The 20,750-nt window shown below is 69.1% G+C and carries 20 protein-coding genes and 5 pseudogenes; 12 read left to right on the top strand and 13 right to left on the bottom strand.

Features of this window, described 5'->3' with window-relative positions; genetic code table 11:
• Window positions 1-24 precede the first annotated feature (24 nt).
• From ACFY0F_RS28860 to ACFY0F_RS28875, 4 genes are all read left to right on the top strand, one after another.
• Window positions 25-564, top strand: a complete 540-nt coding sequence (locus ACFY0F_RS28860; RefSeq protein WP_388800434.1) for a SigE family RNA polymerase sigma factor — start codon at window positions 25-27, stop codon at window positions 562-564.
• Between the two features lie 83 nt (window positions 565-647).
• Window positions 648-1,046 carry a hypothetical protein gene (locus ACFY0F_RS28865; protein WP_388800438.1) on the top strand — a complete coding sequence of 133 codons (399 nt, stop codon included), beginning with the start codon at window positions 648-650 and terminating at the stop codon, window positions 1,044-1,046.
• A gap of 212 nt (window positions 1,047-1,258) precedes the next feature.
• Window positions 1,259-2,362 carry a caspase family protein gene (locus ACFY0F_RS28870; RefSeq protein WP_388800875.1) on the top strand — a complete coding sequence of 368 codons (1,104 nt, stop codon included), beginning with the start codon at window positions 1,259-1,261 and terminating at the stop codon, window positions 2,360-2,362.
• Window positions 2,363-2,370: 8 nt separating this feature from the next.
• Window positions 2,371-2,526 (top strand): hypothetical protein, encoded by a 156-nt coding sequence (locus ACFY0F_RS28875; protein WP_388800891.1) that lies wholly within the window; start codon window positions 2,371-2,373, stop codon window positions 2,524-2,526.
• On the opposite strand, the gene ACFY0F_RS28880 is transcribed toward ACFY0F_RS28875, so the two are convergent.
• The 5 genes from ACFY0F_RS28880 to ACFY0F_RS28900 all read right to left on the bottom strand — a co-directional run bounded on the left by ACFY0F_RS28880 (window position 2,527) and on the right by ACFY0F_RS28900 (window position 4,784).
• The gene (locus tag ACFY0F_RS28880; protein ID WP_388800441.1) at window positions 2,527-2,742 is read right to left on the bottom strand and encodes a hypothetical protein; all 216 of its coding nucleotides are present in this window, start codon (window positions 2,740-2,742) and stop codon (window positions 2,527-2,529) included.
• Window positions 2,743-2,747: 5 nt separating this feature from the next.
• Window positions 2,748-3,344, bottom strand: a complete 597-nt coding sequence (locus tag ACFY0F_RS28885) for a Ku protein (RefSeq protein WP_388800444.1) — start codon at window positions 3,342-3,344, stop codon at window positions 2,748-2,750.
• Between the two features lie 78 nt (window positions 3,345-3,422).
• Window positions 3,423-3,926 carry a hypothetical protein gene (locus ACFY0F_RS28890; RefSeq protein WP_388800447.1) on the bottom strand — a complete coding sequence of 168 codons (504 nt, stop codon included), beginning with the start codon at window positions 3,924-3,926 and terminating at the stop codon, window positions 3,423-3,425.
• Between the two features lie 126 nt (window positions 3,927-4,052).
• On the bottom strand, window positions 4,053-4,187 hold the full coding sequence (locus ACFY0F_RS28895; RefSeq protein ID WP_388800450.1) for a hypothetical protein: 135 nt from the start codon (window positions 4,185-4,187) through the stop codon (window positions 4,053-4,055).
• A 201-nt stretch (window positions 4,188-4,388) separates the two neighbouring features.
• On the bottom strand, window positions 4,389-4,784 hold the full coding sequence (locus ACFY0F_RS28900; RefSeq protein WP_388800453.1) for a hypothetical protein: 396 nt from the start codon (window positions 4,782-4,784) through the stop codon (window positions 4,389-4,391).
• A gap of 283 nt (window positions 4,785-5,067) precedes the next feature.
• On the opposite strand from ACFY0F_RS28900, the gene ACFY0F_RS28905 reads away from it, so the two are divergent.
• A complete protein-coding gene (locus tag ACFY0F_RS28905) occupies window positions 5,068-5,577 on the top strand; it encodes a GNAT family N-acetyltransferase (RefSeq protein WP_388800456.1) in 510 nt (169 codons plus the stop codon).
• Between the two features lie 39 nt (window positions 5,578-5,616).
• Here the strand turns inward: ACFY0F_RS28905 and ACFY0F_RS28910 are convergent.
• Window positions 5,617-5,905 (bottom strand): annotated as a pseudogene (locus ACFY0F_RS28910) (ATP-binding protein); the annotation flags it as partial.
• A gap of 400 nt (window positions 5,906-6,305) precedes the next feature.
• On the opposite strand from ACFY0F_RS28910, the pseudogene ACFY0F_RS28915 reads away from it, so the two are divergent.
• Window positions 6,306-6,578, top strand: a pseudogene (locus ACFY0F_RS28915) (hypothetical protein).
• Between the two features lie 84 nt (window positions 6,579-6,662).
• On the opposite strand, the gene ACFY0F_RS28920 reads toward ACFY0F_RS28915, so the two are convergent.
• From ACFY0F_RS28920 to ACFY0F_RS28935, 4 genes are all read right to left on the bottom strand, one after another.
• On the bottom strand, window positions 6,663-6,845 hold the full coding sequence (locus ACFY0F_RS28920) for a DUF6233 domain-containing protein (protein ID WP_388800459.1): 183 nt from the start codon (window positions 6,843-6,845) through the stop codon (window positions 6,663-6,665).
• 197 nt (window positions 6,846-7,042) lie between these two features.
• Window positions 7,043-9,502: an FtsX-like permease family protein gene (locus ACFY0F_RS28925; RefSeq protein ID WP_388800462.1), complete on the bottom strand. Its 2,460-nt coding sequence runs from the start codon at window positions 9,500-9,502 to the stop codon at window positions 7,043-7,045.
• The gene (locus ACFY0F_RS28930; protein ID WP_388800465.1) at window positions 9,496-10,329 is read right to left on the bottom strand and encodes an ABC transporter ATP-binding protein; all 834 of its coding nucleotides are present in this window, start codon (window positions 10,327-10,329) and stop codon (window positions 9,496-9,498) included. Before ACFY0F_RS28930 ends, ACFY0F_RS28925 begins: the two co-directional genes overlap by 7 nt.
• A gap of 134 nt (window positions 10,330-10,463) precedes the next feature.
• A complete protein-coding gene (locus ACFY0F_RS28935) occupies window positions 10,464-11,006 on the bottom strand; it encodes a hypothetical protein (RefSeq protein WP_388800468.1) in 543 nt (180 codons plus the stop codon).
• Window positions 11,007-11,064: 58 nt separating this feature from the next.
• Here ACFY0F_RS28935 and ACFY0F_RS28940 point away from each other — a divergent pair, with 58 nt between their 5' ends.
• From ACFY0F_RS28940 to ACFY0F_RS28950, 3 genes are all read left to right on the top strand, one after another.
• A complete protein-coding gene (locus tag ACFY0F_RS28940; RefSeq protein WP_388800471.1) occupies window positions 11,065-11,301 on the top strand; it encodes a hypothetical protein in 237 nt (78 codons plus the stop codon).
• Between the two features lie 32 nt (window positions 11,302-11,333).
• Complete coding sequence (locus ACFY0F_RS28945; RefSeq protein ID WP_388800474.1) at window positions 11,334-12,617, top strand: MFS transporter; 1,284 nt, start codon at window positions 11,334-11,336, stop codon at window positions 12,615-12,617.
• A gap of 126 nt (window positions 12,618-12,743) precedes the next feature.
• Window positions 12,744-13,724 (top strand): CehA/McbA family metallohydrolase, encoded by a 981-nt coding sequence (locus ACFY0F_RS28950; protein ID WP_388800877.1) that lies wholly within the window; start codon window positions 12,744-12,746, stop codon window positions 13,722-13,724.
• A 24-nt stretch (window positions 13,725-13,748) separates the two neighbouring features.
• Here ACFY0F_RS28950 and ACFY0F_RS28955 read toward each other — a convergent pair.
• Window positions 13,749-14,253: pseudogene (locus ACFY0F_RS28955) on the bottom strand (IS5 family transposase); the annotation flags it as partial.
• Between the two features lie 277 nt (window positions 14,254-14,530).
• A pseudogene (locus ACFY0F_RS28960) lies at window positions 14,531-14,965 on the bottom strand (transposase); the annotation flags it as partial.
• Between the two features lie 111 nt (window positions 14,966-15,076).
• Here ACFY0F_RS28960 and ACFY0F_RS28965 point away from each other — a divergent pair.
• Window positions 15,077-15,244, top strand: a pseudogene (locus tag ACFY0F_RS28965) (transposase); the annotation flags it as partial.
• Between the two features lie 162 nt (window positions 15,245-15,406).
• Here ACFY0F_RS28965 and ACFY0F_RS28970 read toward each other — a convergent pair.
• A complete protein-coding gene (locus ACFY0F_RS28970) occupies window positions 15,407-19,171 on the bottom strand; it encodes a hypothetical protein (protein WP_388800477.1) in 3,765 nt (1,254 codons plus the stop codon).
• A gap of 422 nt (window positions 19,172-19,593) precedes the next feature.
• Here ACFY0F_RS28970 and ACFY0F_RS28975 point away from each other — a divergent pair, with 422 nt between their 5' ends.
• Together ACFY0F_RS28975 and ACFY0F_RS28980 are read left to right on the top strand one after the other, a co-directional pair.
• A complete protein-coding gene (locus ACFY0F_RS28975) occupies window positions 19,594-20,064 on the top strand; it encodes a hypothetical protein (protein ID WP_388800480.1) in 471 nt (156 codons plus the stop codon).
• Window positions 20,065-20,266: 202 nt separating this feature from the next.
• Entirely contained in the window at window positions 20,267-20,683 is a 417-nt protein-coding gene (locus ACFY0F_RS28980) for a peptidoglycan-binding protein (RefSeq protein ID WP_388800484.1), read from the top strand.
• Window positions 20,684-20,750: the final 67 nt, after the last annotated feature.

Below are 20,750 nucleotides of genomic sequence, written 5' to 3' on the forward strand. Positions count from 1 at the left end.
GTGCATGCGCATACCCCTGCCCCGGTGCTGGACTTCGAGGAGTACGTGCGTGCGCGGCATGATGCTCTGCTGCGCAGGGCCCGGCGCTTGGTCCATGATCCGCTGGACGCTCAGGATCTGCTGCAGACCGCGCTGCTGCGAACGTACGGTCGCTGGGATGACATAGAGGACAAGCAGCTCGCGGACGCCTACGTTCGCCGCATCATGATCAACACTCGCACAGAGTGGTGGCGGGCCCAGAAACTGCAAGAGCTCCCCATCGATCAGTTTCCCGACGCGCCCGTCGGGGACTGCGCCGAGCAGCACGCCCACCGCGCACTGCTGCTGGACATGATGCGCGTGCTGACATCCCAGCAACGCAGCGTCGTGGTGCTGCGGCACTGGGAGCAGATGACCACACAGGAGACAGCCACCGCCCTCGGCATGGCCCCCGGAACGGTCAAGAGCACACTGCACCGGGCCCTTATACGGCTCCGTCAGGAGTTGCAGCGCCGCGACCCCGACCGTGCTCCGGCATCAACGGCCGGCCGTGGGTGCCCACCAGTTGGCCGCCGGGCACGCTGATGTGCGGGCCGCACCGCATCCCCGGCGCCAACGGATGTGAGGCGTCCGGGGCGTTCAGTCGCTGTTGTTGGCACCATGGCCCCATGGAGAAAAGCGAGGACAGCGAAACGCCGTCCACACGGTGCATCTTGCGGGTGTCCGCCGAGCCGGGTGAGGCGACGGAGACGCATCTGGTGTCGCTGCGGGACTGGCTGGCTGAGGAGGAGGCGCTGCGGGGCCGGGTGGAGCTGCTGGTCCGGACTCCGCAGCCGGGGCAGATGGGGGCCGCGCTGGACGTGCTGGCGGTGACGCTGGGCTCCGGCGGAGCGGGAGCTGTGCTGGCCCGTTCCTTGTCGACCTGGCTGGTGCAACGCCGTGCGGACGTCACCGTGCACGTGAGCCGCGGCGATGGGCGGGAGGTCACCGTGGAGGTGCGCCGGACCAGCGATCCGCAGGCGGTGATCGGGGCGGTCGGGCAACTGCTGGAGGGCGGGCAGGAGTGAGGCAGAGCGCGCCGCGTTTCCCCGACGGTGCCGCTTCCCGGGTGGTCCTCATCGGGTGCGGCGATTTCGACGACATCGATCTGCCCGCGATTCCCGCCGTGAAGTCCAACCTCGCGGATCTTCGCTCCGCGCTCACGGATCAGACACACGGAATCCTGCCGCCGGAACACTGCCGGGTGCTGGCCGATCCGGGCGATCACCGCAGCGTCGGCATGGCACTTGCCCAAGCCGCACGCGAGGCAGAAGACCTGCTGCTCGTCTACTACACCGGACACGGACTGCTGGACGAGGACGGGCTGCTCCATCTCGCCCTGTCCTCCACCGACCCCGGACATGTCAGCTTCACCGGCGTCCCGGTCGACCTGGTCAAACGCTACCTCGGCCGGGCCCGGGCACGTCTGAGGATCCTGGTGCTGGACTGCTGCTTCTCAGGCCGCGCGGTGGCTGCCATGGCCGGATCGGCCAGCCTGCTGTCGGCCCAACTCGACCTGAGCGGCACCTACACCTTCACCTCCACCACGGCCACCGCACCCTCCCACGCACCACCCGGACAACGGCACACCGCCTTCACCGCAGCCCTGCTGGACGCCCTCAACCAGCCGGAACCACTGACTTTGGACGACATCCACCAGCACATCGACACTTTGCTGCAGGGGGCCGGGCTGCCGCGGCCGCAAAAGCGCTCCGTCAACGCCGCCGGGGACATCGCCCTCGTCCGCGGCCCCGCCCAGCCACCCGGAACGGATACGAAGGCGGCAACCGACGGCGCGGACGAAGTTCGTTTCCGCCGGACGCCGCCGGCCAGCCCGCCTGCGGACGACCACCGCGACACCATTACAGCCGTCGTCTTCCTCGTCGGCATAGTGACACTGACACTGGTTTTCGGTGGCTGGCGCGTCCTGCTGATCGGGGCCGCAGTCGTGCTGGGGCTTGTCGGTCTCATCGCCCTGGCGTTCGTCGCTGCGGAGAGAGTCCGCTACGAATTGATCATTGACGGGCAGGGACTGAGAGTCCACCACGGAAAGCGTTCGGCCTGCGTGTCCTGGGCCGATATCGAGTGCGTGGGCGTACTGCACAAAATCGCCAACCACTCCAACGTACTCATCGTGCGGTTGCGTCCCGGCACGCCCCGTCCTCCGGGATTCGGCAAAGGAGCCAACCACCACGTTCCGGACCAGCGTTACGTCATCGTGGGCACGCTCGCCACCTATGGAGTCGACCCCGTGCGCCTGCGCTCGGCAACCGAACACTTCGCCGGCGGCATCTACCGCACCGACCAACAACTACTGGAGATGGACCCCCGGCTGCGGAGGTGATGGCGCTCGTGGAAGTCGCACGGATGGATCCGCGGGCCAGGCCCGATGCGCGCGACCCGGCCTCCGTGAAGGAGATCCGGGAGGCGTTCGGTCGGCGGTGCTGGATCCAGTACATGCCGCACGCCGGAGCGATCGAGGTCCGTGACATCGGATGGGCGGGCTGATCACGTGCCCTTCCGGTCGGCCTTCGAGGGGTGCTTCGTGGGATGCCGAGCGGCTCGTGCCTCCTCAACGCTCTGCTCCAGCGCGGTCATGAGATCGACGGCAGGCTCGGGCTGAGGTGGTTCGGCCGGCTTGTCTCCCGCGACGACGGCGTCGACCAGCTGCTCCAGGGCGTGGGCGTACCGGTCGTGGTCCACGCTGTCGTCAACGCCGATCATTTCTTTCACCAGCACTTCCGCCAGCGGCGCTCGCGGTCGCTGAGCGGCACGGCGGGGACCAGGTGGGCGAGGTCCCCGGGGTCGCGGATCTCATCGCGCCAGCGCAAGGTCTGCAACAGCAGCATTCCGGCGTACGGCCGGACCACTGCCCTGCGTTCGCGGCTGCGGATCGCGATCTTGGCCATGGCCACGAGCCCGGTCCGTGAGAGGACCTCCACCAGTAGTGCGTACGGGCGCTCCGCCTCCGGCGCTGCGGGAGCGACGTAGTACGGCCGGTCGTAGCTGATCGGGACCACACCCGTCGGCTCGATGAAGCCCGCCACCGTGATCGTGTGCTTGGTCGGCAAGGGCAGGCGGGCGAGGTCGTCCTCGGACAGCGGCAGCATGCGGCCGTCGGGGAGGGCGACACCGCGCCCGACCTCGGAATAGGGGATCTCGCGGCCCTCCGCGGCACAGAAGCGGCGGTGCTGGACCGGGCTGCCGTCAGGGGTGTGGATCTCATGGAGCTGCGCGGTGTGCTCTTCGGTAGCCGCGTAGAGCTGGACGGGGATCGCGACCATTCCGAAAGCGATCGTGCCCGACCATGTGGCTGTGCCCCTCATGCCTCCAGCGTCAGCCGCCGAAGCTCCCCCCGCATCCGGGAACGAGCTGCGGCAACGAGCTCCGGACGGCCCTTGCCGTCAGCGCCGGCGGAGTTCCTCGGACCAGTCTCGGAGTCGGTCCTCGAGGTCCAGGTTGTCGCCGCGGGCCACAGTCTGGAGCAGCTGGGCGCACATGGTCGCTTCGGCGGCGAGGCCGGCCGGGCTGCCCAGGATCGGGAAGACGGCGCGGACGCAGGCGGCGGTGTCCGGCTGGAGCAGGGTGTAGGCGTAGAGCTTGGCGGCGTCGAACCCCTCTGGTGCTTGGCCCCAGCCCTCCCAGTCCAAGAGGCGCAGGGGATCGGTGAGGTTTGCCCAGTGCACGTCGGAGTGGGCGGTGGTCCAGCAGGTGACGGCGCGTGCCGGGATGCCGACGAACTGGGGGATGGCCCGGTCCATGTACTGCTGTCGCACGGCGACGCGGTCGGTGTCGACGGCCGACACCTTCTCCAGCGTCCCGGCGAGGTCGGCCCACCAGGAGTCCGGCAGCTGGAGGTCGTGCCGGAGGATCGGGTCGTCGCACAGGACCGGCTGGTCGACGCGCACCGACAGCTCCGCCCGGTAGGCGGTGCCGTCGTCGACGGCGTCGTGGACGGATACCAGCCGCAGCCAGCCGGTTGGCCGTCGGCGGTGCGGGAGTGGTGGGCGCGCATGCGGCTTTCGGTGTCCGGGTCAGGGGGAGGCGAGTACACGAGTGATTGCCCGCAACTTGGCGGCGGTCAGGGAGCGTCCGTCGATCAGCGGGCGCAGCACAGCCTCAGCGGCCGGGGCGAACTCGTACACGCTCCCGGCGGCGGACAGCGTCACCGCGTCCTCGCCGCGAGGGGCCCACCACGGCGGTCGGGGTAGTCTCGGCCCCAGGAGAGCCGTGCTCAACTCGGCGGTGTGCGCGGCGCGGATCTCGGAGGCAGGAACGCTCCAGCAGCAGAAGCAGCCAGCGCCGCCTCAAAACTGATCCGTGCGTTGCAATCGGCGTCGGAGAGGTACACCACAGCCTCGTCGTTCAAGTCACGCCGGGCGGCAAGCGCATGACGGCCATGGCCAGGTCGAGGACACGTCCAGCGCGCGGCTGGCGGTGACGGAGTCGAAGTCGAGCGCCGGGTCATCGCAGATCGCGCACGGCGGCGTCTGGCCGTTCGTCAGCGTCTCGCCGCTGTCCTCGTAGGTGTGTCCGACGAGCGCGACGACGTAGCCGTGACTGGCCAGGTCGGTCGCGAGCGAGGTGAGCGTCATGCGCGGGTCCTCGTACGCGGGTGAGAGGACCACCAGCGGATACTTGCCCCTCTGCGGCCGCGCGCCCTCGAAGGCGTGCGTTGTGACGCTGGAAAGGTTCTTTGCGGTGACACCGGAGTTCGCCGGCAACCTCTGGCGCTGGATGGATCTGGCTGCCTCGGCGAGGGTCATAGCTTCTGGTCGCGCATCCAGGTTCCGGGCCCCGCCCCCTTATGGGCGTCATGCTGTCCCTACTCTCGGCCGTCGGCTACAGAGCCGGACAGCCGGGCTCGCGACCACCCTTTCAATCGAACGACGCTGTCCCCCTCTGCGACCGGTCTCCAAGATCTGTGCAGGAACCGAAAATTGATGTCACTCAGACGCCGTTGCGGGCCGCGCCGGCGAAGGGATGGGGGGCGTTGGTGATCGCCGTCTCGGACCGTGGGAGCATCCCCGAGAAACCGAGGAGGAGTAGGTGCAGCTGCGCAACGTCTCACCGGACGACGTCGATGCCTATATTCGGATGCGGTGCGACCCCGTGATGATGGCTGACCTGGGTGGGCCTCTCCCGCGTGAGGGGATGGCGGACAAGGTCCGTCGGGATGCCCGTCAGGCAGCAGACGACCTTGCCTGGTTCAAGATGATCGTTCCCGATGGGATCAGCCCGGAGGTAGTGGCGGGGACGGTGACTGTCTGGTCCCACGACACCAGCGACGGGCCGATCTCCGAGATCGGTTGGATGGTTCTTCCTGAATTTCAAGGCCAGGGCCTCGGTAAACGCGCCGTCCGCGCCCTTCTGGAGCAGGCCAGGGACCAGGACCGTTGGGGCCTGGTGCATGCCTTTCCGGCGACGAACAATGCGGCTTCGAACGGCATCTGCCGTTCCGTCGGGTTCCGCTTCCTCTCCCAGGTCGAGACGTCCTTCGCAGGGCGAGTCTTCGCGACCAACCACTGGGTTATCGACCCGGGGGAGGACTTGCGTTGACGTCAGCGGTCTCCAGGTATGTCCGGTGCTCGAACAGGATCAGCTGACTGCGGTCTGCTCGGCCAGGGCTTTGGTGTGGGCGAGGCGGTAGGACTCGGTGCCTGTCTGGATGATCGCGCCGTTGAAGGTGAGGCGGTCGACCATGGCCGCGCAGGGCCTGGGGTCGGTGGAGGTCTTCGTCCAGCCGCTGAAGGATTCGTTGGAGACGATGGCGACGCTTCTTCTCTTCGCGTTCGGTCAGGACCTGGAGCAGCAGTTCAGCGCCTCGCTGGTCGAGTTCCATGTGGCCGAGTTCGTCGATGCAGAGCAGGTCGACGCGGCCGTAGCGCCAAGACCCCGTACCGCGCGGGCCTCTACCAGGCATCAAAAGAACTGGGCGGCGGCGGGGCGCAGGTGTAGAAGACCGTCAGCAAGGCCCAGCAGGTCAAACTGTCCACTACCCGGCCCCGGCAGGTCGTGGTGATCGGCAGTCTGCGCGAGTTCACTCACACGTGCCGTCAACCCGGAGAAGATCAACTCCTTCGAGCTCTACCGGACATCGATCCAGGACGTCGAGATCATCACGTTCGACGAGCTCTACCAACGAGCGTGCTTCATCGTCGAAGATCGCTAGACCGCCCATCCCTCGGTCTGGGCGGTCTGCGTGAGACGACGGCCTACGGCCTCACGTGACCCGGGCTCTCAGTGGCGGCTGCCAGGCTGAACGGACGGACCGTGATGACGAGCAGATGCTGCGCGGCCGGGTCACGGCACCGACCACGACTACCCGGGCCCGCTCCCGCACCGCGACTACGCCGAACTGGTCGGCGGTCCGCTCGACGGGCTGCTGCTCGACATCACCGGCTGGACAGCGGACGAGGTCCAGACCGGCGTCGCACTGATGACCGAGCTGACAGTTCGGCGCCAGCGGCCGCGCCCTGTACGGCCCGCGTCCCGGCGAACCCCGCATGCCCGGCCCGGGTGTGAGCTGCCGCTTCTACCGCTTTGCCGACACACCCTGACCACAGGCCCGACCACGGCACCGGCTGCCCCGACCACAGACCCGACCACGGCAGGTCAGGAGTCGGTGATGTGGTCGAACCCGCTCAGTATCGGCGTCGCTCCGGAGCGCGTCCGTACCGCGTGCACAGCCGCGTCCCCGGGTTCTCCGCGACGTTCAACGCGTGCCCCACATCGAGGGGCGGTGCGCCCTGCGGGGCCTCTTCGCAGTCCGGCGCGTGCAGCACGCCGTGGGCCGGGCCCGGCCCCTCACACACCTTAGCCAGCACCCGCCCGAAGGCCGGCGCTCCCCGAGTGCCTCGCGGACCGCCGACTTCGGTGACGGCTCCAGCCGCTCGGTGGCGACCTGGTCGTAGTCGACACCGTTGACCGGCCGCACATGGTCGGGCGTGCGGACCCGCACCCGGTACTCCGTCGCCTTCACGCCGCCGTCCAACTGGTGGAGGGGCAGTATTGCGAGGGTGTGCTATTCACGGATGCCTACGGCCTTGATCGCAGGCCGACGGCTTGCACTCCAGGTCGCGGCCGACGCGGTGGCCAGGGCGACGAGGGCGCAGATCGCGACAGTCCCCCCTATCTGGTTCCATGGGATCACCGTCGGAGCGGCCGTCACGAGCCTGCTCAGCGAGGCATGCTGGGTCACCGCGGCCAGTACGGTCGCCACGGCGGCGAGGGCTGTGCCGACGACCACCGCCACGGCGGTCTCAGCCGCGGCGACCTTCATGATCTGTCCGCGCCCGGTGCCGACGAGTGCGAGCAGGGCGAACTCGCGCCGCCGTCCGGCCATCGCCATGATCAGCGTGTTGGCGACCGCGATCAGCGCGTACGCCAGCGCAATCCCCAGGATCACCACCGCGGCGTTGTTCGTCTGCCGCGCGGCGTGCGAACGCTGGGCCTTGAGGTAGGCGTCGTATGTCATGACGTGGGCGCCTGAGTCCGCCAGTGCCTGGTTCACCGCGGCCGTCTGCTGCGCGTCGAGTTTCCTGCCGGTGCCGACCGCCGAGTCGAGGTAGACCTGACTTATCGTCAATGTGCCGGCCAGTGCGGAAGAGATGTAGGTGTCGTCCCCGTGCAGGCCGCGCGCGACGACGGCGGCGATGACGGTCGGGACCCGTCGGCCGGTCGGCAGCAGGGCGACCACGTGCTGCCCCACCGACAGGTCGTCGGATTCGGCCGCGTGCTCGTCGATGACCAGGAAGTTCTCGGGCAGCGAGGCGAGAGAGCCGGAGAGCACGAGCGGCCGGACGGTGTCGCCCATCGCCTTCCTGGGAACCGCGTTCGTCGTCAGCGAGTCGATCTGCTCGCCGTGGGCCGTACCGATCCGGACGTTCACGGCGGCCACCGGGGTGACCCGGACGCCGGGCACGGCCCGGAGCCGGTCCAGGGTCCTCGCGTCGAGCCCCAGATCGCCGCCGGGCACCACGACGGCCGACGCGTGGATCTCCTGCCGCTGCCGGGCGAGTACTGCAGCGTCGCTGGACTTCTGCATGGTCAGCAGCGTGCCCACCAGACCGACGGCCACCACGATCGGCGCCACGGTGGCGGCTGTGCGGCGCCGGGAGGTGAGGAGGTTCTCGCGCACCAGCAGCGGGCCGGCCTTGGCCGAGCGGCTCAGCGGACCGATCAGCAGCCGGGTGACCGGACGCAGCAGGACCGGCGAGAGCAGGGTGACCGCACCCACGTAGAGAACCGGGACCGCCTCGTACCTGCGTACGGTGGCCGCCAGATACGGCGAGATCCTGGCGATCTCGATGCCCGCGACGACCGCACCCGCCAGCATGCCAATCCCCAGCAGCCAGCGGATCGGCGTCATCCCGCGGCGTTCCACGGCGCTCTCGCGCAGCACCTCGATCGGCCGGATCATCGAGACGCGCAGCAGGGTCGCGGCCGAACCGGCCAGCGCCGCGGCCACGCCGACGACGAAGGAAAACAACAACGGCACGACGTTGAAGGGGATGGTGAACCAAAACGGGGCCACAGCGTGGTCCAGCATCCAGGAGCGCAGCGGTACGGTCCCGAGCGGCGCGAGTACGCATCCGGTGATCGCCGCGGCCAGGCCGATCAGCAGGGCCTCACCGAGCACCATGCGCCTCACCTGCCGGGGCGCTGCGCCCACCAGCCGCAGCAGCGCCAGTTCACGGCGGCGCTGCTCGGTGGCGAAGGCGAAGGTCGCGACGACGACGAACACGGCGACGCACACGGCGAGTCCGGTCGTGCTGCCCGCCATCGCCTGGGCGTTGGCCAGTGCCGCGGACCCGCCGGTGTCATCAGGGTCGATCCGCGTCAGGTCGTCGCCGGTGAGGACCACGGCCCGGCCGCCCACGAGCGAAGAGAGCCGGCCCGCGTCCTGGTCGATGACGAGCGCGTTGACGCCCCGGGAGAGCCGCGCCGCCTCCGCGTCGTCGAAGAAGACCGCGTTCTCGAACCAGAGCGCGCCGGTGACGCCCACCACCCGGTAGCGGCGCACGCCGTCACGCGTCACCACCTCGGTCTGATGCCCGATCAGCGCCTTGCTGCCACCGCCCACGGCGATCTCGCCCGTGCCGCTGGGCGCCCGCCCGGCCACCAAGCCGTAGCCCGCATAACGGGCCGAGGACCAGGGGTGGCCGGTGGTGTCCGAGGGGCCGGTGGCGAGCCGCGCGGGGAAGCTGCGGTCGGGCGTGGCGTGCCCCGCCGCGGTCACCTTGGCGACGAGGTCCGCCGGAAGAATCGCGGGCGCCTTCATGGGGTTCCCGTCGAAGCCCCGTGGCGCCACCACGGCCAAGGCGTCCTTGAACCGCTGCGGCCCCGGGTGCGGCGTCCCGAAGGTCGCCGCCAGAGTCAGCGTCATCATGCCGATCACCGTGGTACCAAGCGCGAGGGCGACGAAGGCGCCCACGAAGTCCACCAGACGGTGGCGCAGGGTGGCTGCGGCGATCTTCAGCACGGCTTCGTCCCGCTCTCGCCCGGCTCCAGCTGGGCCATCCGCAAGGCGACGGACTCGGCCGTCGGCTCGGTCAGTTCACCGCTCACCTGACCGTCGGCGAGGAAGACCACACGCTGCGCGTACGAGGCGGCCACCGGGTCGTGTGTCACCATGACCACCGTCTGCCCGTGCTGCTCCACCACGCCTCGCAGCAGCGCCAGGACGTCGCGCGCGGTGCGTGAGTCCAGCGCGCCGGTCGGCTCGTCCGCAAAGATCACCTTGGGTCTGGTGACCAGGGCGCGGGCGATGGCGACCCGCTGCTGCTGGCCGCCGGAGAGCTCGGCGGGCCGGTGTCCGCCACGCTCGGCGAGGCCCACATCGGCAAGGCCCCGGTCGATGGCCGCCGAGTCGATCTCCCGCCCGGCCAGCCGCAGCGGCAGTTCCACGTTCTGCCGGGCGGTTAGCGCCGGAATCAGGTTGAAGGACTGGAAGATGAATCCCATCTGCTCGCGGCGCAGCTCGGTCAGCGCGCGCTCGGAAAGCCTGTGCAGCGGCGCCCCGTCGAGCAGGACCTGGCCCGTGTCGACCCGGTCGAGACCTGCCGCGCATTGCAGCAGCGTCGACTTACCCGAGCCCGACGGCCCCATGATCGCGGTGAACGTGCCGGTGAGGAAGGACAGACTGACCCCGGCCAGGGCAGTGATGCGGTGATCGGTGCTGCCGTATGTCTTGTGCAGAGTGGTCAGGGTGACGACCTCGCGAACGCTCGCGGCACTGGCCCCGGATAAGTCCGGGGCCAGTGCAGGGCTGGGTGATCGCGATGCTTTGAAAGCCTTGTTCCGGAACACTCGCTCGCCTTCTCCGTGGGGCATTGCTCATCCGCCATACGCACGTTAGGGCTGCATGCGGCATCCTCACCTCCGGACCACCCCTGAGATCGACCCTGAGGAACCCCTGACTGCAGAAGGCAGCAAGCCGTCCCCTATTTGGTGGCCATATGGGCTGCGAGGTAGGCGCTCCAGTCACTTTTGGCATAGTTCGCCCATCTCTGGGTCGTGCTGGGGTGCATTCCGAAGAGGTCGGCGACCACGATGGGAGGGGGGCTGGTCACCGCTTCGATCATGGCGGTGGTGCGGGCGGAGAGGGCGGGTAGCCCGTACTGGTTCAGGAGGTCGTGGGTGCCGACCACGTTCCGTGGCCTGCCCGGTGCCTTGCCCGGGAAGAGGTAGCTGACGTCGTTGCCGAACTGCTGGCGCATCCGTGAGTCGGTCACAGGCTGGGCGATCTGTTCCTCGAAAAGGAGGGCCAGCTTCGGCGGCAGGAGCACGGGGTGGCAGCCGAGGGCGAGGCAGGCGCCGTTGTGGTCACGACGGAAACGGTCGGTGGTCAGTTGGACGATGCGGGAGACGAGGACGGCATAGAGCCTGGCCAGGGCACCGATGATGCGTGCTTCCCGGGGAATGGTGTCGTCTACGCGGGGGTCTCGCGGTGTCGGCTCTGGCCGTGACGTTGAAGGCCGCTTCACCCTGATCCCTACCCCTCCCTTCCCCTACAGCAGCCAGTGGCGGGGACTGGTCGCAACCATGGAAGACACTCGCAGCCTGCGGCGGTACAAGCCCAATACCCTTGCAAAGCTGGACCGTTACTTCCACGACCGCACCGGCGGCATGATCGGCGCGCTCTCCCACCAGGTGCGGGGCGCCGCGATGGACGCGATTGTCGACGGCTCTGAGAAGATCACAAAGGCAGGACTCGAAGCCGTCCCCCTGGACGTGGCCGCTGAGGCACCCGAGTTCCGCAGCCCCGGGAGCACCCGGTGACAGTGGTTGCGGTGGATGACACTATCGGCCGAATGGCAAACACCGAAGGAAAGTCTCCGTCGATCTGGCATCATCGCGAGTTCCTGTTGTTATGGAGTGGCCAGACGGTCAGTGAGATGGGGTCGCAGGTTACCGTTCTCGCCCTGCCGTTGGTGGCCGTCGTCGTGCTGGGCGCCTCCGCCTTCCAAGTCGGTCTGTTGTCGGCGGCCGAGACGAGTGCGTATTTGCTGGTGGCGCTGCCGGCCGGCGCCATCGTGGACCGGGTCGCCAAGCGCTCCCTGATGATCACGTGCAACTTAGCCCTGCTGCTGGTGATCGGCTCGGTGCCGCTGGCCCACGTCCTCGGGGTGCTGACGCTCGCCCAGCTCTACGCCGTCGCGCTGATCTCAAGCGTCTTCTCCGTGTTCTTCGCGGTGGCCTACCAGAGTTATCTGCCGCTCCTTCTCGACCGCGACCAACTGATGGACGGAAACGGCAAGCTGGCCTCCTCCCAGTCGGTCGCACAGATCGCCGGGCCCAGTCTCGGCGCCGGGCTGGTCACGCTGGTCGGCGCGGCGGGGGCGATGACCGCCGACGCGCTCTCCTTCGCGGCGTCGGCGGGCGCGCTGAGCGCGATCCGTACCCGCGAGCCGCGCCGGGCCCGGGGCGAAGCCGGTCCGCGGCCCCCTCTCTGGTCGGAGATCCGGGTGGGGCTCGGCTACGTCACCCGCGACCCCATTCTGCGGAACTCGGTGGCCTTCAACGGCACCGCCAACTTCTTCGTCATCATGGTGGAGACCCTTGGCCCGGTGTTCCTGATCCGCACCCTGCACCTGCGGCCCGGCCTGGTCGGGCTGCTGCTGGCGCTGGGTGCCGTCGGCGGGGTGGCCGGCGGGGTGGCCGCGCGGTACCTCGCCCGCAGTGTCGGCTCGGCGCGGATCAGCTGGATCGCGATGACCGTGCTGTCGCTGCCGGGGCTGCTGATCCCGGCGGCCGGGCACGGCTGGTGGGTGCTGCTGTTCGGCGTCGGCTGGATCTCCTGGACGTTCTCCTCCACCGTCACCGGGATCTCGCTGACCAGCTACCGCCAGGCCGCCTGCCCGCCGGAGGTACTCGGCCGGGTCAGCGCCGCCGCACGCTGGATCAACTGGGGCACGCTTCCGCTGGGTGGCCTGGTCGGCGGCGCGCTCGCCAGCGCCCTCGGCGTCCATACCACCCTGTGGATCGCCGTCTGCGGGGGCTGCTGCGCTGGGCTCTGGCTGTTCTTCTCACCGCTGCGCGGCATGCGCGACATCCCGCTCGGTGAGCCGGAGAAGATCACCGAGGCAAGGCTTTAACTGATCGTTTCAGAATGAGATCTTGGTCTGACCTTTCGACTGAGATGGTGCTCAGTGGGCGATGGAACGGGTTGCCCTGGCGGCGCGTTGGGTCGACAGGACTCTGGGAGGAGAACCTTGTCGAGTTTGAGCTTCCCGCCGACGCGGGCAGTCGGACGCGGGGCGGCCTGGTACCGCGGGGACTGTCATGTCCACTCCGTCCGCTCGGACGGGGAACTCACCCCCGAAGAGTTGGCCATTCGGGCGCGTGCGGCCAGGCTCGACTTCATCGCGACGACGGAGCACAACTCAGCCGCGGCCCCGGGTGCCTGGGGACATCTGGCCGCCGACGACTTCTTGATCCTCCTCGGTGAAGAGGTGACCACGAAGACCGGGCACTGGCTCGCGCTCGGCCTCAATCCCGGTGAGGTCGTCGACTGGAACCACCAGGTCGGGGACGGACTGGTGAACAAGTGCCTGGACCAGGTCCACCGAGCAGGGGGCCTGTGCGTTGCCGCGCACCCGCATGCGCCCTACCCCTCGGGCGACTTCATGTTCCCCTTCCTCGGCTTCGACGTGGTGGAGGTGTGGAACGGACTGTGGACTTCGGACCGGCCCTGGAACGCTGACAACGAGGCAGCTCTGGCCGAATGGGGGTGGAGCCTCGCGGCGGACATCCGCACGGGCTCGTGGCGGCCGGCGATGGGCAACAGCGACACCCACCTGGAAGGGCAGATCGGCATCCCTCACACCGTGGTCTTCGCCGAGGAGCTGAGCACCGAGGCGGTCCTGGCCGGGATCCGCGCCGGCCGCAGCTGGATCGCCGAGTCGGCGGACGTGGACGTTTCGTTCACCGCCAATGCCGATGGTCGCGTTGCCGGGGTGGGAGAGCGGCTTGTGACTCATGGTGGGCAGGTGGAAGTCCGGGCAGCAGTACGAGGTGTGCCGGCGGGGACCGTCAGCTTCCACACCGACCGAGGGAAGGTCCACCGGGCATCTCTTCCCGGTGACGGGGCGGGAGCGGCGCAATGGGACACCACAGCGGAGCAGTCGGCGTTCGTCCGCATCGAGGTCCGCCACCCCAACGGGCACGTCGCCGCACTCACCAATCCGATCATCCTCAACTGACCGCTCGCTTCGTCGTGAGGTGCACAGGCGACGGAGGCAGATGAGGCTGCAGGCCAGCTCAAGCAGGCCCTGATGGAGGTCGGCGCGTCGTTCGTAGCGGATCCGGAGTCGTTTGAACTGGTGCAGCCAGGCGAAGGCCCGTTCCACCACCCAACGGATTTTACCCAGTCCCGAGCCGTGGGCGACACCGCGTCGGGCGATCAGCGGCTTGATGCCGCGCTTCCACAGCAGGCGACGGTACTTGTCGAAGTCGTAGCCACGGCCGGCATACAGGTGCCGCGGCTTGTGGCGAGGCCGTCCTCGCAGCCCCCGGATCGACGGGACCGCGTCGAGCAGCGGCAGTAACTGGGTGACGTCGTGGCGGTTTCCGCCGGTGAGCGTGACGGCGAGCGGGGTTCCGTGCCGGTCGACTATCAGGTGGTGCTTGGAGCCGGGACGAGCGCGGTCGACTGGTGAGGGGCCGACGTGATCCCCCCCCTTTGAGGGCCCGGATATGCGAGCCGTCAACAGCGCAGTGTTCAAGATCCAACAGATCGAGCTCATCACTGCTTCTTCTTCTCCTCTCGCGGCGCCGCCGGGTCCGCGGCCCCCGTTGGCTGGTGTCTGCCCGCGGCCGCCCGGTCCCACCAGGCTGGGACGAGGGCGGTCAGCATCAGGGCGCCCGTCAGGACGAAGGCGCCGGGGTAGCCGGTCAGGCCCGCCACCGAGCCGAAGCCGATTGCGCCGAAGCCCATGCCCGCGTCGTAGGCGACATTCCACAGGGCACTCACGGTCCCGTACCCGGAGGCCGGGACCCGGGAGCACATCAGCGTGGCGACGACCGAGTAAGGCCAGCCCGGGATCATCTGGTGCTTTGCCCCTCCGCGGCCGAAGGTGTGGCAAAAGGCCCGGTCAGGGCAGGTGTCGGCGTTCGGCCGCAGCCACGGCGAGACGTCCGCGGCCAGCACGATCCGGCCGTCCGCGGCCCGCGGCAGCGGCCCGGACACCAGTGCGCGGCGCAACCGGGCCACGTCGATCCGCCCCTGGTTGAGACCGCCGTAGAGAGCCCCGTGCCCGCGGCGGTGTTCCGGCGCGAGCGCCAGGTCGACCAGTGTCCTCACCGGCCCGTCCGTGCACAGCAACGCGTCGCACAACTCGAACAACGCGTCGCCCCGCCCGGTCAGACACGCGTACAACTCCGTCCGGAAGCGTGACACTTCCGAGAACGCATCTTGCAGGACACCCTGATGCACCAGACTCACGACCACGGCCTTCGCGCTGATCCACTTTGTGACGGAGCAAAGGATCAGAGGAAGGCCGCCTTCATGTCCGCTGAACTGCGAAAATGCTGATCAAGTTCGAGTCGCGTTCGATGCCGGACCATAAACGTCAAACTCAGGCCCGTCTACACCGCGCCGGCTGAGGAGGCCGCGCTGGAACGGTTCGTGGAGTTCAGCGATGCCTGGGGCGGGAAGTATCCGGCGATCGTCCGGCTCTGGGAGGCGGCCTGGGCGGAGTTCGTACGCTTCCTCCGGTTCGAAGGCTCACCGTCGGACGCCGCTGAACAAAACCGACCGAGTTCCACCGTTCGCTACACAGACCCCAGCAAACCCGCCTCCGAGCGTTAACCGGATCGGCAAAACCGCGGCGCGCGGTTGCTGACGCGGGTCGGGCCAGCGGCGCCGGCTGGACCAGAGCGCCAGTCAGGAGCAAGGGTTGCGGTAGGGGGCCTCTGCCACGTGGCGACGCCACTGGTCACGGGCGAGGGCGCTTCCTGTGGCCGTGCAGATGCGGTGGATGGCCTGCTCGGCGTTCAGCGGCCACAATCGGGTGGTGCCGTCCAGGCCCCCGGTGGCAAGAACCTGACCGTCGGATGTGAAGACCAGGGTGTCGATCTCCTCGGTGTGTCCCACCACGGGGTCCCCCACCGTGGTGGGATGCGCGGGATGGGTGACGTCGTAGAGCCTGATCATGCCGTCGCCCGTGCCGATGGCCAGCCGGTGCCCGTCGGGACGGAACGCTGCGCCGGTGACCGATCCGCCCGCGTCCAGCGCGGCGCCCAGCGGGGTGACATGGGAAGGGTCGGAGGTGTTCCACAGGCGGATCGTGCCGTCGGAGCTGCCGATGGCCAGCGTGTGGCCGTGGGGGGCGAACGTCACCACGTCGCCGACGAAGGACCTGCCGCGGCGGATCGGGTGCGCGGGGTCGGTGATGTCCCACAGGAGAATGCGCCGGTCCTGGTCGACAACCGCGAGTAGATGACCGTCCGGGCTGCGCGCCAGCGGTCCGGCCCCGGCGTTCCTCTCCAGCACGGCGGCACGCCCCTCCTCCCTGGGGTGCCGGGGGTCGTCGATGTTCCAAGTGCGGATGCGGACGCCGTCATCCAGGGGCTCGAACCCCAGTTTGCCGTCACCGTCCCCGATGTCCGCCCCGATGGCGCTCACTTGGTCACTGGTCTCCTCGTGGGTGACCAGTCTGTGTCCGTCCGAGGTAAAGGCCAGGAGGACAACTGTGTCGTCGTGGCCCGGGGCGAGATGACCGAGCGCTCGCGGCCGTGCGGGGCGGGACACGTCGTAGAGGCGTACGCCGCCGTCGGGCGAGATGACGGCTAGCAGGTGCCCGCGCGGGGTGAACTCCGCTGCGGTGCCCGGCAGAGAGCTGGCCAGAGGGCGCGGATCACCCGGATCGCTGGTGTCCCACAGCCGCACCGGCCCGTTCTCCGTGCAAGCCGTCGCCATGGTCCGCCCGTCCGGGGCGAACCCGGCGGCGCTCCAGGTGCCGCAACCGAGCAGCACTCCCGGCGGCAGACTCCAGATCCTCATCACGCTGTCCTCGGCGATCAGGCTGCGCCCGTCGGGGGAGAACTCCATCGTGATCCCGGCGGACGAGCGCTGTCCCAGCGCTTGTCCCAGCCGCTCGGGCAGTTCCATGGTGTCGTCGTTCCAGAGCTGAATGCCGTTGCCCCCGGCGACGGCCACGATGCGGCCGTCGGGGCTGTAGGCCACGTCCTGGGCGTCGGTGCCGTCAGACGTGCCGATCGTGAGACTGCGGTAGGTGAGGCGGTCCGGCTCATGCACGTCCCACAGCCGGACCTGGCCGATACCGGGACCGTTCGTGGCCAGGTACCGCCCGTCGGGGCTAAAGACAAGCACGCTCTCGTGGTCCGCCCGGGTGTGCAACGTCCCGACGGCGTGCGGCCGGCCCCGTAGGGAGGTGTCCCACAGCCGTACCGTGCCGTCGTCGGTGTCGGCCGTGGCCATGAGCTTCCGGTTCCTTTCGAATGCGGGCACGGCCCCGGTCAGAGAGTCGGCGAGCCGTATGGGGTGCCGGGGCTCGCCGACGTCCCACAGGGCGGTGCTGTCGGTGCCCACCGCGAGCCGGTGACCGTCGGGCCCGAACGCCAGAGAAGTGACATCGTCATCGCCAGGCGCAGGGACCGTACCCAGCCGGACGGGCCGCGCGGGATCGGAGACGTCCCACAATCGGACGCCACTGCTGACCCCGCTGGTGGCCAGCACCCTGCCGTCCGGGGCCAAGGCCACCACGCTGCCCTGCAGGGACCGACCGACGCGCCTGGGGTGCGTGAAGCGGGTCGTGTCCCACAGCCGCACGACATCGCCAGCCCCCGCGACGGCGAGGATGTGTCGGTCCTTGTCGTGGGCGAGTCGTGCGCCGTTGCGGGCGGATACGATCTCTCCCCCGGCCGTCCGGTCCGGCTCCGGGACATCGGTGAACAGGCCGGAGTTCGCCGCACTCACCAGGCTGGTGTAGGTCTGCGTGTTCCGGCGCATCCGATAAGAGGCTACATCCAGCAGGGCTGCCAGGGCCACGTTCTGTGTCTGGGCCGGGACGTCTGCTCCGCGTAACCGGTCCGCCTCCGCCGTGATCTGCCGGGACACCGCCGTGGTCCGCTCGGCCCGGGCGGCGGCACGCTGCTGAAAGGCGACCGTCGCCGCGGCACATGCCACGAGCACCAGGGCGGTCAGACCGGCCACGAGTGCCCGCAGCCGGCGGGTCGTGCGCTCGGCTGCCCGCTGTTCTCGGTCGCGTGCGCCCAGACTTTCGGTGAAGAACTCCTCCTCCAACGCGGTCAGTTCGCGTCTGTGCCCGGCAGTGGTGAACGCGTCCTCCGTCGTATCCAGCCGTGCGCCACGGTACAGCGCGCCCGGGTCACGATCGAGGTCGTTCCAGGTCTGGGCGGCTTCGGTGAGTTGGCGGTGAAGGCGCAGGCGTTCGCGGGCATCGTCGATCCACTGCCGCAGGCGCGGCCAGGCGGTGATCAGGGCTTCGTGGGCGAGGTCGACGGTGTCGTGGTCGAGTGTGAGCAGGCGGGCACGGGCGAGGCGGTCGAGGACGATGGCCGTGTCGGTGGGGCTGTCGAAGGCGAGCTCCGTGCGGGGCACAGGCCGTCGGGTGTCGGGGGTTCCCTCGCCGGGGGTGATCAGCCGCAGCATGATCCGGCGGGCTAGGTCGGCCTGGGCCGGGGTGAGGCGGGCATGGGCGTCTTCTGCTGTGCGGGCGATCGCACCGTGCAAGCCGCCCGCCGCCTCATAGGCTTCGAGCGTGAGGGCGCGGCCTTTGCGGCGACGCCACGTCTCCAGCAGAGCGTGCGACATCAGCGGAAGCGCGCCAGGTTCGTCGTCGACCTCCTCGAGGATGCGGGCCGACAGTGCACGCTCGACGATGAGACCGGCGCTCTGAGCGGGTTTGACGATGGCCTCGCGCAGTTCGTCCCGGCTCATCGGGCCCGCCAGCACGGTGGCATCCTGCAGCGCGGCAGTCAGTTGCGGGTGTTCAGCGCAGCGGCCGAGGAAGTCGGCGCGTACCGCGATGACCACACGCAACCGACTGGCTGGGTCAGTGGCGGCCAGGAGGTGGTCGAGGAACTGTTCGCGTTCACCGGAGTCCGTGCACAGGGTGTAGAGCTCTTCGAACTGGTCCACGATCAGCCACGTGTCCCCGTCCCCGCCGGTCGGCGCAAGGCGCTCGGCGTGGGTGCGCATCGGGTGCTCGCCCGGGGTGAGCACGCGCAGGGCGGCCGGCCGCGGCCCGGCCTGGTCAAGGGTGCGCAGACGGGGGATGAGGCCGGCCCGGAGCAGGGAGGACTTTCCGCTGCCTGAGGGGCCGAAGACGGCGGTGAATCGGCGGGAGCAGGCCTGTTGGAACAGGCGCTCGGTGAGTTCGTCGCGGCCGAAGAACAGATCTGCATCTGTGGGCTCGAAGCGGGCCAGGCCCCGATAAGGAGGCTCTGCGTCCTCATCCTCGGTTCGAGGTTCGGCCGCCGCGTCCGTAGATGCCTGGCGCCAGCGCTCTTCCCACTCCCCCGGGTCGCCGCCGCAGGCATGGACATAAGCGAGGACGACCGGCAGGGTCGGCAGCCGTTCTCCCGCGGCCGCCTGCGACAGCGTGCTCGCTCCCTGCCCCGCGCGCTGCGCCATCAGCCGGTACGTCGGGCTCCCGGCCTCCACCCGGAGTTTGCGTAACTCAGCAGCGAACCGCTGAACCGGCCCGGCATTTGGATCGAGCGGACTCTCCGGACGTCCCGCCATCGACATCACCCCCTGCGCCGCTTTCCCCGTGGAGGCAGCGCTGTGGTCCGTGAAGCTACGCGCACCGATGTGGCAACGGCAAGCACAGGCGGGCTTCTTTGGTCAGCCCTGCACGCCACGCCCATGAGCTGCGGCGCAGTCATTGATCAGGGTGGCAAGACCGGCTGCCCATTCAATTCACGGGCCGGAAAAGTCGAGGTCGTACGGCGCGGACCGCATATCGGGTCCGGCTGTTCACCGATGAGACCTGGGACGCGAGCACCACCAGCCATTCCAGAAAGCCCTCAGCGGCAGCAATCAGCACCCGACCACTGCTCACATCCACCCAGAAGGGGAACTACATGCGTCCTGTCAGGCACGCCGCCATCGCTGTTGCAGCACTCACGCTCAGCGGCAGTGGCATCATCGCCGCCACCCCTGCCTCTGCTGGCGACGTATCCCCAAGTGCGGTAGCCAAGTTCGCCGTGGCCGGGACGCCGGACTTTGTGCACAACATCATCTACTGTGTCTCCACCACCGGAGCGCGCGCATGCTTTCAGCCCTACGGTGACAAGCTGTGGGTGAAGGGGCGGGCGGCCTCCGCTGACTGGGAGAACCACCTGCGGGACCGCACCGGAGCGTGGAAGGAATACCGCACGGGCGCCTGCCTGAACCACCTCCGCGGTGGTCGTTGGGGTTACTGCCAGATGGATTTCTACGAGGACACCTCCAAGAACGCCTTCGGCGGCAAGGGCAGTGGCATCAGGCTGCAGGCCGTAGGCACCGATCCTCGTCACCCGTCCTCGCAAATCTGGGTCCGAAACAACAGGTAACCCATCAAGCAAGGTGGCACCCCGCCCGGTGGCGCATCCGTTTCGACCGTGAAGCTCCGCTCAGCTCCGTAGCTGACAACGTCGATTGGCTAGCCCCTTGCTAGCCACGCCACTTGCAGGCACCGGCACCTGCCGGGAGCACCGCAATCCGGCGCGGAGGCCGCCAACCCCTACCAGCCGTACTGACCACCAGGAGACAGACATGCCCATGCCGTCCTTCCGTACCCGAGCCGCCAGCGCCCTGGTCCTGGCCGCCGGACTGCTCGTCACCGTACCCGTAACGGCTCATGCGTCCGCCGTCGCCCAGGCGGCCAGGCCGACGGCTCAAGCTGCGGCCGTGCACTCCTGCGCCTACCGCTCCACCGTCGGGTATACGTGCGACTACTACTACGGCGCCGCGACGATCAGCGAGGGAAGCTCCAACGCCGCTGCCGTCAGGGAGATCCAGGACATCATCGACGAGCACACGGACTACCCCTACCCCATCTTGCTGGACGTCGACGGAAGCTTCGGCCCTCAGACCGTCGCGGCGGTCAAGTGGCTCCAGAGCCACCACCACATTGCCGGCGGCGCGGACGGCATCGTCGGCAGCCACACCTGGGACTACCTGCGCCGCTGACCGCCGGCCACCCGGCGGGCCGGGCGGCCGTACGCCGCGCCGCCCAGCCCGCTCCCTCCTCAGAGGC

The sequence above is a fragment of the Streptomyces sp. NPDC001544 genome, assembly GCF_042894285.1.
GTDB lineage: Bacteria > Actinomycetota > Actinomycetes > Streptomycetales > Streptomycetaceae > Streptomyces.

Bases quoted from the DNA above. Each gene is read 5' to 3' on its own strand.
- ACFY0F_RS28870 (WP_388800875.1), top strand. From the start codon at position 1,259: ATGGCACTTGCCCAAGCCGCACGCGAGGCAGAAGACCTGCTGCTCGTC.
- ACFY0F_RS28945 (WP_388800474.1), top strand. From the start codon at position 11,334: ATGGCAAACACCGAAGGAAAGTCTCCGTCGATCTGGCATCATCGCGAG.
- ACFY0F_RS28885 (WP_388800444.1), bottom strand. From the start codon at position 3,344: ATGAGGGGCACAGCCACATGGTCGGGCACGATCGCTTTCGGAATGGTC.
- ACFY0F_RS28880 (WP_388800441.1), bottom strand. From the start codon at position 2,742: ATGATCGGCGTTGACGACAGCGTGGACCACGACCGGTACGCCCACGCC.
- ACFY0F_RS28980 (WP_388800484.1), top strand. From the start codon at position 20,267: ATGCCCATGCCGTCCTTCCGTACCCGAGCCGCCAGCGCCCTGGTCCTG.
- ACFY0F_RS28865 (WP_388800438.1), top strand. From the start codon at position 648: ATGGAGAAAAGCGAGGACAGCGAAACGCCGTCCACACGGTGCATCTTG.
- ACFY0F_RS28975 (WP_388800480.1), top strand. From the start codon at position 19,594: ATGCGTCCTGTCAGGCACGCCGCCATCGCTGTTGCAGCACTCACGCTC.
- ACFY0F_RS28900 (WP_388800453.1), bottom strand. From the start codon at position 4,784: ATGACCCTCGCCGAGGCAGCCAGATCCATCCAGCGCCAGAGGTTGCCG.
- ACFY0F_RS28940 (WP_388800471.1), top strand. From the start codon at position 11,065: ATGGAAGACACTCGCAGCCTGCGGCGGTACAAGCCCAATACCCTTGCA.